The following is a 16,591-nucleotide window of genomic DNA, read 5'->3' as shown; positions in this document are numbered from 1 at the left end:
AGCTTAATAATTCATCCTATGTGTTTCTGGTTATCACCTACCTCTCGTCATGCTTATGGCTAAAACAACTAGGATTTTTAGCGCAAATTCTCTAAAGTTCAAAAGCAGGGGTCGAGAAACGGCAAGGACGCGCTGGCTCACTCCTCTAACTCACTTTTTACGTTTGCCTTTGTACTTCCTGGTCGCTTTGCTATGCATTGTCGGTTCACCAGTGCTAGCAAAAGTTCCTGGCTCTATCAATTCTTTATCCCAACTGCCAATAAATAGTACAATATCGCAGGCTGTGCCCACTGATGCCGCCTCACTCTTACAGCAGGGCGAAGTTTTATACATTAATGGCAACTTTACCAAAGCTGTAGAAGTTTTACAACAGGCTGTCCAAATATATAAACAGCAAGGGGAGAGCCTTGGACTAGCAGTCACATTGGGTAATCTTTCCCTAGCTTACCAGCAACTTGGTGCATGGAGTCAGGCGCAGCAGGCAATTACAGAAAGCTTAAATTTACTCCAAGAACCGGATAAAAACCAAAATTTGCAAATATTTGCCCAATCATTAGATATTCAAGGTCGTCTGCAATTGACAATGGGAAAGTCCGAGGCGGCTTTGGCAACTTGGCAGCAGACAGAAGAAATTTACAAACAAGCAGATAATCAAAGTGGCGTGGTGCGATCGCTAATCAATCAAGCACAAGCGTGGCGCACCCAAGGATTTTACCCGCGAGCGATCAAAACCCTCGATCGAATCAGTCAGACGTTAAAATCTCAACCAGATTCTCTAGAAAAGACAGTGAGTTTGCGATCGCTCGGTGATGCCCTTTTGGTATTGGGCGATTTGAAAAAGTCACGCCAAGCGCTAGAAGAAAGTCTGATAATTGCTCAAAATCTCCAATCAAGCGCTGATATTGGGGCTAGTCTGTTCAGCTTGGGGAATAATGCCCGCAAACAAAATCAAAAGGAACAGGCGATCGCCTATTATCAAAAAACAGTCGCAGTATCTCCCTCACCCCTCACAAAAGTTCAAGCACAACTCAATCACCTGGGACTACTGATTAAAGATAAAGAATGGGCAAAGGTTCAAACTCTTTTGCCGTTGATTGAGTCCCACCTCAAGCAACTTCCCCTCAGCCGTGCGAGTATTTACGCTCAGGTTAACTTTTCACAAAGTTTGGCAAAAGTCAAGAGTGGTGTATTACAAGCATCGAGTCAGAGTTTTTACTCAGGATCGAGTACAAAAGATTCAGCAAAATTACTCGCTAGTGCCATTCAGCAATCCCGTAGTTTAGGTGACAAGCGGGCAGAGGCTTATGCTCTAAAGAGTTTAGGCGGCTTGTACGAAGAAACCAGACAGTTGTCAGAAGCGCAAGACCTGACTCGGCAAGGATTAGCTTTGGCACAGAGTAGCAATGCACCAGAAATTACCTATAGCTTGGAGTGGCAGTTAGGTAGATTGCTTTGGGCACAAAAAGATATTAATGGTGCGATCGCGGCTTATGATGCTGCTGTAAACACTCTTGAGTCTCTGCGGAGAGATTTAGTAGTCAATAAAGATGTAGTGAACCAGGATGTGCAATTTGATTTCCGGGACAGTGTAGAACCTGTCTACCGCCAGTCAGTAGAGTTACTGCTGCAATCTCAAAAAGGAAAACCAAATGAAGAAATATTGGATAAAGCACGCCAGCGAATTGAAGCACTCCAACTAGCAGAATTAGACGACTTCTTTCAGGAAGCTTGTCTGCAAGGTCAGAAAGTAGCCCTCGATCGAGTAGTAGATAAAGATAATTCCAAGGCTGCCATTCTTTATCCAATTATTCTTCGTGACGAACTCCAGGTAATTGTCAAAATTCCTCAACAACCTTTGGAAAGCTACAGTACCAAAATTTCCCAAAGAGAAGTAGAGCAACTCTTAATAAAACTGCGAAGAAATCTTGTCGATCCAACTGCTACTAAGATCGTCCAAACCCAATCGCAAGAAGTTTACAGCTGGCTGCTTAAACCCATTGAGTCACAATTGCAACAAAGTGGCGTCGATACGTTAGTGTTCGTCCTAGATGGACCATTACGCAATTTACCAATGGCAGCTCTCTACGATGGTAAACAATATTTAGTAGAGAAATATGCGATCGCCCTCAGCGTTGGTCTACAACTTCTCGACCCGAAACCGCTAATTAAACAGCAGCTCAGAGCGCTAACCGCAGGACTGACTATGCCGCCGCCAGGATTTCCCAAGTTTGCACCATTGCTGGCGATCAAATCTGAATTTGACGGTATTGCCAAAGCAGGAGTTTCGACAACCAGCCTATTGGATGGAGATTTTAAGAAAAAGAATTTGGAAAGTGAAATTGACGCTGCTTCATTCAACATAGTGCATTTGGCAACCCACGGTCAGTTTAGTTCCCGCCTCGAAGACACTTTTATTTTAGATTTCGATGGTCAGATCAATGTCAAAGATTTTGATACTCTCTTCCACAGCCAGAATAAAACCGTAGTAGAATTATTGGTTTTGAGTGCTTGCCAGACAGCAACAGGAGACAGCCGTGCAGCACTCGGTCTAGCAGGAGCAGCTGTCCGAGCTGGGGCGCGTAGTACCATCGCTTCCCTGTGGCAAATTGATGATGAATCAACAGCGATGTTTGTTAGTGCCTTCTATCGAGAACTCAAAAGTGGCAAAATCACCAAAGCCGAAGCAGTCCATCGTGCCCAACTACAACTGCTGAAACATCCCAATTACAGAGCGCCAAGCTTTTGGTCTGCCTATGTTTTGATTGGCAATTGGTTGTGATTTGAGGGGCCGATCTTTGTAAGCGATCGCTCAAATTGTCCGCTCAAAATTTGGCAAACTATCTGCTAGTTGATAAGCCGCTTTTAGCAGCTTTAAGCTATTTTATCGAGGTATAAATACTCAAAATATCTATCTCTCAGATGATTTCAATATACAATCTTTTAATCGTATGGGATATTTTTACCTAATCCCCAGTCCCCAATTCTCTTTTTCCAGTATTCAGTTTTTTTTTCCAGTGTTCAGTTTTGTGGCATAAATTTATTGAATGCGGGTGATATATACATAGCAGCATTGAACCCTAGAAATTGACTTATGAATAACTCCACCTATCAGCTAGATGATTTCGCTTTAACATTGCCGATTTCCCAAACAGCTCGCATAACTGCCCAGCAATTTGCTAACCAGCAACCAAATCTTGAAAAAGCAGAGCAAGTCCGGCTGAATACTTTAGCTGTATGGGTGGTGAATGACTACTTGCAGATGATGGATATTCCTACCGATCTTCATGCTAGTGACAGTTGGAACCCAATTGTGCGCCTTTGTGGGGATGTCGCTGATTTAGAACTGCCCTCAATTGGCCGTCTGGAGTGTCGCCCTGTCCGTTTGCATCAGCAAATATGTTTTATTCCTCCAGAAACTTGGGAAGAACGGGTGGGTTATTTAATAGTTCAATTTGATGAATCGCTCGAAGAAGCAAGGCTGCTTGGTTTTGTCCCTAGTGTGGCAACTGAAACAGTTCCTTTAGCGCAACTGCAACCATTGGAAGCGTTTATTGACCACATCTGGGAACTGCGTCAATCCCCACTTAATTCATTAGTAAATTTGAGTCAATGGTTTGCTGGTATATTTGAGACTGGTTGGGAAACTATTGAATCGCTGTGGAACGTGCCGGAACTCATGCCAACTTATGCCTTTCGCAGTATTGAAACTTTGGAATTAGATACCCTCAAACAACCAGAATCAATTACTAAACGGGCAAAAGTGATTGATTTAGGTATCCAAATCTACAACCAACCTGTGATGTTGATTGTGGAAATCAGTCCCGAAAAAGATCGACAAACTAGTATTCATCTCCAATTGCACGCCACTGGAAATCAAATTTACTTGCCACCAGGAGTTCATCTCACTGTTATAGATAGTTCAGGAGCAATATTTCTTGACGCTCAATCTAGAAAATCAGACAACTACATTCAATTGCAGTTTCGTGGTGAACCTAGAGAGCAATTTAGTGTTAGGGTAGCCTTGGATAATACCAGTATTACCGAATATTTCCGAATTTGAAATATGTAACTATCTTCCTTGTTTGTCGGTAATTTATTAAGTGATAATTCATTAATTGAAAATTAAAAATTAAAAATCCAAGCTAGCTTTTGGAGACTTGTGAAGCTTGCGATCGGACATGAGAACAGGGCACGATCTTGCATGGGGAAATAGCGACGGTTATGGGTAAATTAGTGGCGATCAAATTTGGAGAGGGTAGTTTTGAGCAGGGGTTTGCTGTCACCCTCCAAATTGGTGAAGAACACGAGCGTGCTACAACCGAAATCACCGGGAGGCTCCCTTCATTCCCGGAAATGCCGCTCTATTATAGTCATTGGCAGTCTAGTTATCGGCAAATAGGCAATCGTTATCGCCTCCATGCTGACAAAATGCAGGTGACGAATGTATCAATGGTGCAAGACTGCGAAAACGCTTCTCATATTTTGCGCGCACGCTTTAATACTTGGTTGCGAGCAGAGGAGTTTCGCCCTTTGAGAGAAAAATGGTTAGAAAAATTATCATCCAGCGACGAAGTACGGGTAATTCTGCAAACAGAAAATAGCCAATTGCAGCTATTACCTTGGCATCTTTGGGACTTGTTAGAACGCTATCCCAAAGCTGAAATTGCCCTTTCTTCACCATCCTACGATCGCATTCACAAGCCACGCACTCTCAATCAATTAGTCAATATTTTGGCAATTGTCGGCAATAGTAAAGGGATTGACACCCAAGCCGATCGAGCTTTACTGCAACAGTGTAGTAACGCAAAGGTGAGCTTTTTGGTAGAACCACAACGTAAGGACTTGACTGAGCATCTCTGGGGAAAAAACTGGGATATTCTCTTCTTTGCCGGACACAGTTCCAGTCAAGGAAATGGCGAAAGCGGACGAATTTATCTGAATAGAACTGATAGTCTTACCATTGGCGAGTTAAAGTACGCTCTCAAAAAAGCCATTGAAAACGGTTTGCAATTAGCTATATTCAACTCCTGTGATGGATTGGGATTGGCGCGAGAATTAGCTGATTTGCAAATTCCTCAAATAATTGTCATGCGCGAACCCGTCCCAGACCAGGTTGCCAAGGAGTTTTTAAAATATTTTCTCCAAGGCTTTGCCGGTGGCGAGTCTTTATATCAAGCGGTACGCCAAGCGCGGGAACGCTTGCAAGGACTTGAAGATAGATTTCCTTGTGCGACTTGGCTACCAGTAATTTGCCAAAATCCGGCGCAGATACCACCGACTTGGGATGAATTAAGGTCTACAAAATCTGAAGATGAAGAGCCAGCAAGTTTACCTTTGTCTAACAGACGCAAATTTAAGAGAATTGTATTATCCAGCTTGGCAGTTACAGCTTTGGTTTTTGGCGTGAGATTGGTGGGATTGCTAGAAAATCCAGAGATTCAAGCCTATGACCTAATGATGCGATCGCGCCCTGCCGAAGGACTCGATCCCCGACTGTTGATTATTACAATTGACGATGAGGATTTAGCAATTCAAAGACAAAATGGCGAGTCCTTAATTGGAGCTTCCATTTCTGAAAAATCTCTGAATAAACTTTTAGCAAAACTGAATCAATACCAATCCCGCGCGATCGGCTTGGATGTCTACCGTGATTTTCAGGCCAAAGAGCCAGATTTAATTACTCGTCTCCAGCAAACTCAGAACTTGGTTGGCGTATGCAAGGGAAGCGATCGCACAGGAAATATCAAAGGCATTAAGCCGCCACCAGAAATCCCTCCAGCAAATCTGGGATTCAGTGACTTTATTCACGATCGCGATGGAGTTATTCGTCGGCATCTTCTGTTCATGAATCAAGAGACGACATCATCGTGTTTTACTCCATATTCATTCAGTTTACAACTAGCATCCCTTTATCTGCGCCCTTTAGGAATTCAAACAAAGTTCACCCCTGAAGGAAATTTGCAGTTGGGTAAGACTATTTTTGAGAATCTGAAGTCTCGTACTGGTGGCTATCAAGGTATCGATGCTAATGGCGGTCAAATCTTACTCAACTATCGTTCTTCAAAAGAAATAGCCGAACAGGTAACGCTAACGCAATTTTTATCTGGTCCGGTTAACCCTAACGCCATCAAAAACCGGATTGTTTTGATTGGTGTGACTGCAAAGGGGGATTCTCCAGACACTTGGTCTACACCTTATGGCATTCCTTTAGATGAGCAAATGCCAGGAGTACTAGTACAAGCTCACATGGTCAGCCAGATCCTTGGTGCAGTTCAGGATGGACGGCCGTTGCTGCGCGCTTGGTCATTGTGGGCTGAGGTCGTCTGGATTTGGGGATGGTCTTTGATTGGGGGAGTGTTAGCTTGGCGCAGACTTTCATTACCCTGGTTGGCGTTGGCAATGGGTGTTGCTTCTAGCGTTTTGTATGTACTTTGCTTTGGTCTGTTCATTTCGGGTGCTTGGGTGCCTTTCGTACCGTCGGCTTTATCGTTAGTAGCTATGGGGGTTTTGATGTCAATTTATAATAATTCAAAAACAAAAGTCTGGGCGGGGAATGGGGAAGAAGCAAGGGAGCAGGGAGCAGGGAGCAAGGGAGCAGGGGAGAAGTTGTAGTAAGTTTTTTCCCTTTGCCCCTGTGCCTCTTGTGCCCAATATAAAATCTAAAATCTAAAATCTAAAATCTAAAATCTAAAATCCTATGAGGTCAGGTTTCTATGAATTTAAATTCACAACCGATAAAACTGTTTTTAGTAGTAGCTTTTAGTTGTACAAGCTTATTAGTTAGTCTGACTCCAATACTGGCAAAAACAACTCCTAATCGCTCTGACGCTAAAACAACCCTTGCTCAAGCCACAACTTTTACTCAACCTCCAATTCCAGCTGGCTCACCTCCGGGAGGTCGCGTTCGTGGTGGAGCAAAGCGCGGGGGGCCTAGTGGATGTCCTTCACCTGAAATTGACTTGACTGCTTTAGTACCCTTTACTCAGGAAGCTAACTCAGTGATTAATGTCTGGGGACAAACAACAGTAGAACATCCAAGTTGGTTTTTCTATGTGCCATATACCAAAGATTCGCCATATACAGTTGAATTTGTGTTGCAAGATCCAGACGCTAACGAGGTATACAAAAAAGCGATCGCTCTACCGGATAAGCCCGGAATCATCCGCGTTTCTTTGCCTAGCACTGCCCCCACTTTAGCAGTAGGCCAACAATACCGTTGGTTTTTCACCATTAACTGTGACAAAGAAAAGAATGCTCCCCCAAGTTTTGTTGAAGGGGTAATAAAACGAGTTAACCTTAGTCAACCAACAGTCAAACAACTAGAAACGGCAGAACCTCTAAAGCGCTATGCTATCTACGCCCAAAATGGGATATGGTACGAGGCACTGACGACGTTAGCTGAACTGCGTCAAAAAAATCCTCAAGATGCAGCCCTGAAAGCAGAGTGGCGAAATTTGTTGAGCAGCATCCGCTTAGATGATGTTGCCGGAGAACCCATTGTTCCAGGAACACCTTAAACGAGGAAAAAAGAATGCAAGAAATAGACCACTTGTAGAGACGCGATTCATCGCGTCTTTACTTGACGCCAGATGTGTTGCAATCATTAATTGAATTGGTATAAGCAAAAATTTTGGTGTAGAGACGTTGCAATACAACATCTCCACAGATGTGTTACTTAGTTTGCAGCAGCACTTACTAAACCATTGTGCCTGAGCAAAGCGATCGTACTTGGTTCACGACCCCGGAAAGTTTTAAACACCTCCATTGGATGCTTGCTACCACCGAGTGCTAATACCGTATCCCGATAACGCCGACCTGTAGCTTTTATAGCTTCTTCATTTTCTAGCCCAGCTTCTTCAAAAGCGGCAAAAGCATCAGCACTAAGGACTTCAGCCCATTTATAACTGTAGTAACCTGCTGCATAGCCACCCTCAAAAATGTGCCCAAAAGAACACAATATTGAATCTTCTGGAAGTGGTGGTAAAACAGTAGTAGTCTTAGCTATGCGATGACGCACATCTGCTGGAGTTTCATTGCTGCCGGAACGATAGCGGTAGTGTAGTTCTAAATCAACACTGCTAAGGTGAATTTGCCGTAACATACCAGTACCACTCATATAATTACGCGCCGCTAGCAGCTTTTGATAATAATGCTCTGGTAGGGCTTCTCCAGTTTCGTAATGTTTAGCCATACCAAACAAAGTCGGTCGCTCATAACACCAGTTCTCCATAAACTGACTGGGTAGTTCCACTGCATCCCATTCCACATTATTGATACCTGCGGCTCCAGCATAGTCAACCTTGGTAAGCATGTGGTGCAATCCGTGACCAAACTCGTGGAACAAAGTCTCTACTTCATAGAAAGTCATCAAACTCGGCTTGCCATCTACTGGAGGAGTTTGGTTACATATCAAATAAGCCACAGGCAACCGGATGGCAGTTGCACCATTTTCAGTTTTGCCACGATTGATGCATACATCCATCCAAGCACCACCACGTTTTTCTGCTGGACGGCTATAGGGATCTAAGTAGAAATAAGCAATAGGAGAACCAGTTTCATCGGCTATTTGGAAATAACGGACATCTTCATGCCATACTGGGGCTTGACCATCGGCAGGGGTTACTGTAACACCAAATAGCCGCTTAACAAGTCCAAACAAGCCATCTAGCACTTGGGGAAGGGGAAAATAGGGACGTAATTCTTCAGCGGTAAAGGCAAATTTTGCTTCTCGTTGGCGTTCTGCCCAAAAGCTGATGTCCCAATGTTTTAAATCTTGATATTCTTCTCCATAAGATGCAGCAAAAGCTTGAAGTTCTTTTAAGTCTTTGACAGCAGCATCATAACTGGCTTGGCGTAGTTCTTCTAATAGTGCTTCGACTGCCTCAACATTAGGAGCCATTTTACTTGCAAGGCTCAACTCGGCAAAACTTTTAAAGCCAAGTATCTCTGCGAGTTCTTGCCGTAACTCCAAAATACGCACAATTAACGGGTTATTATCTAAATCGCCACTAGAAGCGCGAGTGATATGAGCTTTGTAGAGCTGTTCGCGCAAATCTCGACGGGTGCTGTGCTGCATGAAAGGGCCGTAACTGGGAAAGTCTAAAGTAATGCGCCAAGGGCCATTTTCTGGTGTGGCGTTCTCTTCTTTTGCCGCACGTGCAGCTTGAGCAGCTAAACTCACCAAACTTGGTGGTAAACCGTCAATTTCCGCTTTTGTTGTCAGGGTTAAGCTAAAGGCTTTCGTAGCATCAAGTACATGGTTAGAGAATTTAGTAGAAAGTTCTGCCAACTCCATCTGAATGGCGTTGAAACGGTCTCTTATCTCTCCTTTTAAGCCAACACCAGAAAGTTCTGCATCTCGAATGGCGGCTTCCACAATGCGCTGTTGAGCTAATTCTAAAGTTGCCCAATTATCACTGCTACGGAGTGCCTTAAAAGCATTGTAGATGGGTTGGCTTTGACCGAGTTTGTTGATAAATTGTACGACTAGTGGCTGTACGATTTCATGAGCTTCGCGCAGTTCCGGGCTATTTTTAACACCCATTAAATGATTTACCACCCCCCAACTCCAGGTAAGCCGTTCCGTCAGCTTTTCTAAGGGTTCTACTAAACCACTCCAAGTCGGCTGTACATTAGCTTCTAAAGTGGCAAGTTGCTGGTCAAGTTCTGCTAGCAGCTGATTGAAGGCGGGTACTACTCGTTCTGGTTTAATCTCTGTAAATTGAGGTAAACCAGTGCCTTGGAGTAAGGGATTATCGGAAATAATGGTACTTGCACTCATGATTTTGTGTGAACTGCGAACGAAAAAAAATCATTGTTGATTTTTATTTATATATCTTCTAATGTAACGATCGCTGTGCTATTTGGTATTGCCATTGTGGCAAAAAGCTAAAAAAAACGATAATTCCTCACAAAAGTATCCCGATACGACTATTTTGTTTAGTTTATGAACTTTGCGATCGCTTGCTCGTCGGCGCTTCGCATTGGGAACAGAGTGTATTCACCTACCTCACTCTGATTAAAGGCGATGCCTACGCAAAAAGACACGATCGTGTATTATGTCAAACAGGTAACTCCTCTGTCAGCATGGGCCTTACCTGAAAAGCAGAGTTTCAGCCGGAGAATTGCACGTTTTCAAGGCTCAGAAGCGTACAAATTAACTGAGCATCAGCAAGCGTCCTTAGCAAACCAAAAAGGAAGGCTCCAGATTTCCATATTTATGATATTATTTGGCAACTCATCTTTTTACTCGTAAAATCGAAGACAAGATCGAGGTCAGTAAAAAAGAGTCCCTAAATTAATGAATACGTTAATCACTCAGGGTGGAAGAGCTATCACTAAATTTCAGGTGGTAGACCGGATAAACGATATCGCTTGGCAAGCTCACCAAGGCAGCGTTGCGGCGATTATTCAGCTATTGAACGAAAAGCTAGCCCAGTCTTGTGTCAGAACTAGAGCCATTTTTTCTGATGGTGTCTTACAAATTCTGTGCGAGGCAGCTAAAGTAGAACAACTTGAGCAATCTCCTCTGGTAGAACAAATCCAGCAAATTCTTGAGTCTATCGCCCCGCGTCACATTCGCCGTGTTAAAATCAACAGTCGGATTGTTCGAGAACAACAATTGCTATGGTTAAAAGAAATAGATAGCGATCGCGAAAATCAATTGCTTTGGTCACAGGAAATTACATTAATTCAGCCAAATGTTGTAAAGCAATTAATTAAAGATTTCACAGAAGCTCAAGCTGAACTAGGAAAACCAAATTATCCGAAAACTCAAGTTTCTCGTCCTTTAGTACTCATCAACAAAGAAAAATACAAAAATAAACCTAAAACAAAGATATTAGCAGCAGCTGGTTTATGCTCGCTGTTATTGCTTAGTTGGGTTGTTTATGCCCAGCTAGGTAATAAATTGAAAAACCTAATACAACCAGAAACTTCCAAATCTTTAACTACAGAAAACACTAAAGATAGCAAAGCCCAAACATCATCTCGCGCTTCTAACAATAGCTTTTCTGAGCCTTCTGACGATCCATTTCAAATATCTGTGCGAATTGCCAACCAAGCTTCTGCATCTGGAAAAACAGCTACAACCTCAACTCAGTGGTTAGAGATTGCTGCTAAGTGGCAACGGGCTTCAGATTTAATGAGTACTGTACCACAAACCCACAGCCGTTATCAAGAAGCTAAAATTCGTACTCAACTTTATAAAAAATACAGTGAGGCGGCACAGAAAGAAGCAGATAAGAGCAAATCTTAGTTTTTTCTGATTGGAAGACTTCGATTAGTGATTAGTATTCCAGCAGTAGGGAATGGATTATTTACTTTACTTATCACGCTTCACGAAAGGGCGTAAAACTAATTTCAATGGCTAACGCTTTTCTTGGGGAATAGGAGCAAATTCCCCACTTGATAATATTAGTTATACCACCGAATAGGCGCGAAAGAGTTTTAGATAACACATATTTAATTTCTGAAGATATCTATAAAAAATCGACCTTATTGTGAATAAAGTCGATTTAATCAGGCGGATTCATTTGTGGGGCCAATCCAAAATGTGTATGTCCCCTAACTCAGAAGTTCTCCTGTTTCTTGTAGGGAGTGCAAGCGGCGGTAAATACCCTCGTGACGCAAGAGTTCATCGTGGCTACCCATTTCTACAATCTTTCCTTGCTCTAGAACGACAATTTTATCAGCTTCCCGGACTGTGCTTAAACGGTGGGCAATAACAATGGTGGTGCAAGTGCCTTGAATCGATCGCATCGCTAGCTGAATTGAACGCTCAGACTCATAATCTAAACTAGAGGTAGCTTCGTCAAAAACCAGCACGTCTGGTTCCACTAACAACGCTCTAGCAATTCCCAAACGTTGTCTTTGTCCTCCAGATAACCTGACACCTCGTTCTCCCACGACAGTGTAATAACCTTTGGGTAAGTGCTGCACTACTTCATCGACTCTAGCAATTCTACAGGCTTCCTGAACCTGCTCGAAAGTGGCATTTGGTCTGCCGTAGGTGAGGTTATCCAAGATAGTACCGTTGAAAACGTCTACTTCTTGGTGAACGATCGCTAGCCTTCGTCTATACTTACCCACATCCAAAGTGCGAATATCTTGACCATCAATCAGAATTTGGCCTGCTTGAGGTTCAAAATATCGCAACAGCAATTTCACTAAAGTAGACTTACCAGAACCGGAGCGCCCCACTAATGCCACCGTTTGGTATGGCTCAATCAACAAGTTAATATCTTGCAAAACTTGACGGTTGGCATCATATCCAAAACTAATATGAGATAACTCAACTTTTCCAGTAAATTTATAAGGTGATTCTGTCTGGTAGCTTTCTTCTAAAAGACTAGCTGAATCGGATGCAGTTGGCTCTTGGAGAAATTCGTGAAACCGCAGCATAGAAGAATAACGACGGGCAAAAACTTCTGCCAAGCTACCAATAGGTTCTAATTCGGCATAAGCCATGCTAGAAAGAGTTAAGGTCATGACAAAGTGGCCGAGAGAAATTTTCCCATTTACTGTTGCTGCTAAAGTCAAACCCAGAATTGTAAATACACAAAACTGAATTACGGTTCTTTGCCAAGTACCCAATATCGTATAACCTTTGTGGATGCGATAATCAAGCACCGTTAGTTCTCGATCCAAACGTTGCTTTTGCCGCTTCAGTTCCCTAGCTTCTGTAGCAAATGCTTTTACCGTTTTGATATTGGTGATTAATTCGGAAGTGCGACTTTCGGTGTCCTCTGCATACTTATCTAGACGACTTTCGTACCTAATGAGCTGTTGTAAACTCCTCAAGCTGAAGCTGAGAATAATTACAAAGGAAATTAGATATAAAATTGCAATCCGCCACTCAATGAACAAGATAAACACAAAAATACCCAGCACACGAGCCAGTTTAGGAATCAACTGTCCGGTAACTTCGGGATATACCCAAGTGTGGTTAGCAACACCTCTAGCTACTCTGCCGGCAATGCGTCCAGGGTTATTTTCATCATAAAATTCTAGTGGCAGAGTCAGAACTTTAGCGATCGCTGTTTCGTTTTTTTCTCGACGCGACCCTGAAAGCTATATCCCAATGAAACCAATTGGTTAACCAGGGTTGTGTTGGCGCTCTCACTACGGTGACAACGAAAATTAAACCCAGTAATACACCTAAATATAGAGTTTTATTAACTGGGTAATTGGTGATATCCGAAAAAGTTGCGATCGCACTTTGAAGTGGTTTGTCCAAGGGTTGAGCAGACAAAACGTTTAATATCTGCCCGATCGCATAAGGAACAACCAAATCAATAATTTCGTAAACGCTGGATGCTGTAATACTGAAAACACTCACTTTCCAGTAAGAGCGAAAGTAATTGACAATATCTTGAAATTTGGCCATGATGCACACCGTCCAAGAGCGCGATCGAAAACTTGGAATTTATATACTACAACTGTATTACAAAGCGATCAAGAGATAGATGACAAATCACTCTTTGGGAGTAGTTGGTAGCTCTTGAGGGAAAAATTCGAGGCGATAGCGATAGAGAGCAACTGGTCGAGAACCAGCTTTAAAGTAATCTGGATCTTGGGGTGAAAGATAGACAGCAGTAACTTGATCTGCTTCAATCGCCGGATTAGATGTTGAAACTTGATGATAAGCCGTAGTCGATTCTACAGAGTTTAAATAGGGGCGCGAACCGCCTTTAAATAGTTGTTGAAACACTTCTGTGGTGATGAACTTGCCATCAGGAGTAGTTTCTGTAGCACGTGCAGTCACAATAGAAACTAGTTGGCGACTGCTACGCAAGAACGTAATTTGACGATTAGGTGAATCTGGATCTACTTTGACTGATAACACTGCTTTATCCCCTAAATAAGCTCTTGCCAAATTCAAGCTATTAAACGCTCTATCCGCTACTAAAATTGGGGATTTGTAACCTATCTGAGGAAGTATTTTTAATCCAGAAATAGATGGTTGCTGTTTCACAAATCTTACTACAAAACTCACAGGTTGATTTAATTGTCGGCGATTACCTTCAAATCCTGGAGTTACAATCTCTGGTGCTAAAGGCGCAGCTAAATCTACTAAGGTACTTGTAACTTTCCAAGTTCCAGCCATCCATTCAGGGTAAACTAAATCACCTGAAGCCGGTTGCACTGAAGTTAGTTTTTCCCATTGGGGAAAATTTGCTAACCTTTGAGACAACTCTCCTGCAAAAGCTTCACCACCCCACACAAGGAATAAAAACAGCAAGCAAAAACTCCAAATTACCTTCATTACAAGCATTAGCAGTTTTGTATTTAATGGTTATTGTTTATCGATTAAAAATTAAATAATTTTCTGTAATAAATTAAAACTTTGTAGTGAGATAATTAGCCCTATCCCGAATTTATAGTGATAGCATGACATTGGCATTAGGCATGATTGAAGTTTATGGCGTTCCCACAGCAGTGGAAGTGGGAGATGCTATGTGTAAAGCTGCCCGTGTAACCCTTGTTGGTTATGAAAACACTGATTTGGGACGAATTACTGTTTTAATTCGAGGAGCTATAGGCGAGGTGAATGTAGCAGTGACAGCAGGATTAAAGGCGGTGCTGCGAGTTAACGGTGGCGAGGTACTTTCTAATCACATTATTCCCCGCCCTCACGAAAATTTAGAATATGTTTTACCGATTCATCGCAGCGTTAATATCGAGCAGTTCAGTGCAGATATCCGATTTCCTCCACCCCTATCAGTTTAGCTGTATTAAATTTCTGCTGGTAAAGGTTGCCAAACTTCCCCATACTTCTGTTTTAAAGTTTCCCAAGCTTCCACTTGTCCTAGTTCATATTCTCCTGGTTTACCCCATTGTAAAAAGAGGCTTAAAGCATACTCCTGTTTATCATCTAAAAACCGAATGGCATAGGTTGTAAAGTTACCTCTTTTCGCTTCACCTGTTTCAAATTTCACCTGAGTGATTTTATCCATATTCAAGTGAAACTCAAAGCCTTCGGTGTGCATATTCGCATACTTACCTTTAGGTAATTCTGCATAAAATAATTTTTCTATTTTGCCTCGTGCTTCTAATACAGCAGCGCTGCTAGTCACAATTAAACGCAAAGTTCCCAAAGTCTCGCAAGCTTCTAAAAATTCTTTTAATGTTGTAGTCATTTGTCATTTGTCACTTGTACTGAGCGAAGTCGAAGTCGAAGTATTTGTCATTTGTCATTTGTCACTTGTACTGAGCGAAGTCGTTGGCGCAGCCTCTCGTAGAGAAGTATTTGTCATTTGTCATTTCTTAATTTTTTTACTAATGACCAATGACCAATGACTAATGACTATTTTTCATATTGTTCATAAGCAGCAACAATACGCTGAACTAGAGGATGGCGTACAACATCTCTTTGGGAAAATTCACAAAAGGCAATACCTTCAACGTGTTTTAAAATTTGTAAAGCCACTCCTAAACCTGATTGTTGGTGAAGTGGTAAATCAGTTTGTGTCATGTCGCCTGTAATCACCATCCGCGAACGGAAACCCAAACGAGTCAAAACCATTTTCATCTGAGCAGGTGTAGTATTTTGAGCTTCATCTACAATTACAAAGGCGTTATTGAGGGTGCGTCCCCGCATATAGGCTAGTGGTGCGACTTCAATCACACCGCGTTCCATTAAACTAGGTACTTTTTCTGGATCGATGAATTCATAAATAGCATCGTAAAGTGGGCGAAGATAGGGATTAACTTTCTGTTGTAAGTCTCCAGGCAAAAAACCGAGTTTTTCACCAGCTTCGACGGCAGGGCGAGTTAAGATTAGCTTTTCAAATTGGTTAGCAAGGAGTGCTTGGGACAGCGACAACAACAGCGAGATAAGTCTTGCCGGTACCAGCAGGGCCAATGCCAAAGGTGAGATCGCGTTTGCGGAGTGCGTCAATATATTGGCGCTGGCGGAAGGTTTTGGCACGGACTTCTTCACCCCGGCGACTTTTGGCGAGGACATTTCGCTGTAAATCTTGCAGTTCCCCTTGCCGATCGCTATCTATGGCTTGACGGGCTGTTAAAATATCCGCACTGGAAATAGTATTGCCTTTAATCCAGAGGTCTTCAAGCGATCGCACTAATCGAGAGGCCAAATCAATTTGCTTTTCAGTACCAGAAATCACTAATTCCTGTCCGCGTAGTACTAAAGCGGCTCCTGTTTGCCGAGATAGGATTTTGAGATTTTCTTCTCCATCTCCAGCGAGAGCGATCGCACTGGTAATATTCGGCAGCTGAATTGTTAAGGCACCTGCCATAGTATTTCTTAATTGGTGAGGATCTGTATTTGACAAAGGTTAATTTTTCTCGCTAATGGCGAAATTATGCTTTTATTACCTACATTGTGAAAAAGATTTGCAACAGATTAATTGTCCGTAGGGGCGTACAGCTTGCCCTCATCCCCTAACCCCTTCTCCCATCTTGGGAGAAGGGGAACTGGAGAATTTACTCCCCTCTCCCAACATGGGAGAGGGGCTGGGGGTGAGGGCATAGCCCCTACTGGTGAAGAGTTCAAAAAAAGATTTAAAAATCTTTTTGTTACTTTCCATTTTTATAAAAATTCTGAGCGGAGGTAACAACAACCGCT

General features: G+C 42.6%; 9 protein-coding genes and 2 pseudogenes. 6 read left to right on the top strand and 5 right to left on the bottom strand.

Annotated features, from left to right (window positions below; all coding sequences use genetic code 11):
• Positions 1-55: 55 nt before the first annotated feature.
• The 4 genes from NSTCB13_RS34900 to NSTCB13_RS34885 all read left to right on the top strand — a co-directional run bounded on the left by NSTCB13_RS34900 (position 56) and on the right by NSTCB13_RS34885 (position 7,517).
• Positions 56-2,779 (top strand): CHAT domain-containing protein, encoded by a 2,724-nt coding sequence (locus tag NSTCB13_RS34900; RefSeq protein WP_448275597.1) that lies wholly within the window; start codon positions 56-58, stop codon positions 2,777-2,779.
• A 312-nt stretch (positions 2,780-3,091) separates the two neighbouring features.
• Positions 3,092-4,060, top strand: a complete 969-nt coding sequence (locus NSTCB13_RS34895; protein WP_445626245.1) for a DUF1822 family protein — start codon at positions 3,092-3,094, stop codon at positions 4,058-4,060.
• Between the two features lie 161 nt (positions 4,061-4,221).
• Positions 4,222-6,612, top strand: coding sequence for a CHASE2 domain-containing protein (locus NSTCB13_RS34890; protein WP_448275595.1), 2,391 nt, complete (start codon positions 4,222-4,224; stop codon positions 6,610-6,612).
• A 101-nt stretch (positions 6,613-6,713) separates the two neighbouring features.
• On the top strand, positions 6,714-7,517 hold the full coding sequence (locus NSTCB13_RS34885) for a DUF928 domain-containing protein (RefSeq protein ID WP_448275594.1): 804 nt from the start codon (positions 6,714-6,716) through the stop codon (positions 7,515-7,517).
• 158 nt (positions 7,518-7,675) lie between these two features.
• Here the strand turns inward: NSTCB13_RS34885 and NSTCB13_RS34880 are convergent, their stop codons facing one another.
• Positions 7,676-9,781, bottom strand: a complete 2,106-nt coding sequence (locus tag NSTCB13_RS34880) for a M3 family metallopeptidase (RefSeq protein ID WP_448275593.1) — start codon at positions 9,779-9,781, stop codon at positions 7,676-7,678.
• 519 nt (positions 9,782-10,300) lie between these two features.
• Here NSTCB13_RS34880 and NSTCB13_RS34875 point away from each other — a divergent pair.
• Positions 10,301-11,257, top strand: a complete 957-nt coding sequence (locus tag NSTCB13_RS34875; protein WP_445626241.1) for a hypothetical protein — start codon at positions 10,301-10,303, stop codon at positions 11,255-11,257.
• A gap of 308 nt (positions 11,258-11,565) precedes the next feature.
• Here NSTCB13_RS34875 and NSTCB13_RS34870 read toward each other — a convergent pair.
• A pseudogene (locus NSTCB13_RS34870) lies at positions 11,566-13,387 on the bottom strand (ABC transporter ATP-binding protein).
• A gap of 87 nt (positions 13,388-13,474) precedes the next feature.
• The gene (locus NSTCB13_RS34865; protein ID WP_448275591.1) at positions 13,475-14,275 is read right to left on the bottom strand and encodes a DUF6816 family protein; all 801 of its coding nucleotides are present in this window, start codon (positions 14,273-14,275) and stop codon (positions 13,475-13,477) included.
• A gap of 116 nt (positions 14,276-14,391) precedes the next feature.
• Here NSTCB13_RS34865 and NSTCB13_RS34860 point away from each other — a divergent pair, with 116 nt between their 5' ends.
• On the top strand, positions 14,392-14,730 hold the full coding sequence (locus tag NSTCB13_RS34860; RefSeq protein ID WP_448275589.1) for a carbon dioxide-concentrating mechanism protein CcmK: 339 nt from the start codon (positions 14,392-14,394) through the stop codon (positions 14,728-14,730).
• Between the two features lie 5 nt (positions 14,731-14,735).
• On the opposite strand, the gene NSTCB13_RS34855 is transcribed toward NSTCB13_RS34860, so the two are convergent.
• Together NSTCB13_RS34855 and NSTCB13_RS34850 are read right to left on the bottom strand one after the other, a co-directional pair.
• Positions 14,736-15,140, bottom strand: a complete 405-nt coding sequence (locus tag NSTCB13_RS34855) for a ChuX/HutX family heme-like substrate-binding protein (RefSeq protein ID WP_448275587.1) — start codon at positions 15,138-15,140, stop codon at positions 14,736-14,738.
• Between the two features lie 167 nt (positions 15,141-15,307).
• A pseudogene (locus tag NSTCB13_RS34850) lies at positions 15,308-16,262 on the bottom strand (PhoH family protein).
• Positions 16,263-16,591 lie beyond the last annotated feature (329 nt).

This window comes from Nostoc sp. DSM 114160, from assembly GCF_053470305.1.
This window is presented reverse-complemented; position numbering and strand designations above follow the sequence as displayed.

Bases quoted from the DNA above. Each gene is read 5' to 3' on its own strand.
- NSTCB13_RS34865 (WP_448275591.1), bottom strand. From the start codon at position 14,275: ATGCTTGTAATGAAGGTAATTTGGAGTTTTTGCTTGCTGTTTTTATTC.
- NSTCB13_RS34880 (WP_448275593.1), bottom strand. From the start codon at position 9,781: ATGAGTGCAAGTACCATTATTTCCGATAATCCCTTACTCCAAGGCACT.
- NSTCB13_RS34860 (WP_448275589.1), top strand. From the start codon at position 14,392: ATGACATTGGCATTAGGCATGATTGAAGTTTATGGCGTTCCCACAGCA.
- NSTCB13_RS34855 (WP_448275587.1), bottom strand. From the start codon at position 15,140: ATGACTACAACATTAAAAGAATTTTTAGAAGCTTGCGAGACTTTGGGA.
- NSTCB13_RS34885 (WP_448275594.1), top strand. From the start codon at position 6,714: ATGAATTTAAATTCACAACCGATAAAACTGTTTTTAGTAGTAGCTTTT.
- NSTCB13_RS34875 (WP_445626241.1), top strand. From the start codon at position 10,301: ATGAATACGTTAATCACTCAGGGTGGAAGAGCTATCACTAAATTTCAG.
- NSTCB13_RS34890 (WP_448275595.1), top strand. From the start codon at position 4,222: ATGGGTAAATTAGTGGCGATCAAATTTGGAGAGGGTAGTTTTGAGCAG.
- NSTCB13_RS34895 (WP_445626245.1), top strand. From the start codon at position 3,092: ATGAATAACTCCACCTATCAGCTAGATGATTTCGCTTTAACATTGCCG.
- NSTCB13_RS34900 (WP_448275597.1), top strand. From the start codon at position 56: ATGGCTAAAACAACTAGGATTTTTAGCGCAAATTCTCTAAAGTTCAAA.